Source organism: Mesorhizobium sp. M7A.F.Ca.ET.027.02.1.1 (genome assembly GCF_004022985.1).
Classification (GTDB): domain Bacteria; phylum Pseudomonadota; class Alphaproteobacteria; order Rhizobiales; family Rhizobiaceae; genus Mesorhizobium.
The window spans coordinates 1-510 of the sequence record NZ_RZOL01000914.1 but is presented as its reverse complement, the minus strand read 5'-3'; the positions used below and the strand labels follow the sequence as shown (position 1 = coordinate 510).

General features: G+C 57.8%; 1 protein-coding gene. It reads left to right on the top strand.

The annotated features are described in order from the left end of the window. Nucleotides 1-67: 67 nt before the first annotated feature. A partial coding sequence (locus tag EN749_RS36980; RefSeq protein ID WP_145991230.1) for a helix-turn-helix transcriptional regulator occupies nucleotides 68-510 on the top strand: 443 nt, incomplete at its 3' end.

Here is a 510-nt window from a genome sequence, read left to right as displayed (position 1 = left end):
AACCTAACCACTAGACATCTCACAGAAAATAGCGGTCATATTCGGACCGATAAGCGGGAGTGCAGCTGTGCCGATTTTTAAAAACAAGACAGAAGACAGCGATGGCTGGCTTTCGATCCTGCTCGCACTACGACTTCGCCAAATCGAGAACGAGTACCCGGACTATGCGAGTTTCGCTGACGCTACCGGGCTATCGCGCGGCACGCTCTACCAGTTGCGGACGGGGAAAGGGAACCCGACATTCGTCACCCTGGAGCGGCTGGCACGGCACCTGAAGGTGCCGGTGTGGACGCTCATTGGTCGGACTGGTGACGACGACAGCGTGAAGCGGGACATCGAGACGTTCGGCTTCAACTTCACCGAGATTGCGCGGCATATTGAGGCCACGCGTGCTGTGAAGCGCTCGATGACGGAGTTCAGTGGGGTACCTTCTTTGAAAGAGGCAGCCAGCCCCGCCGGGGCAACCTCCGATAAGAAGCGGCTACCTCCGGCCAAAAAGGGACGTAGGAC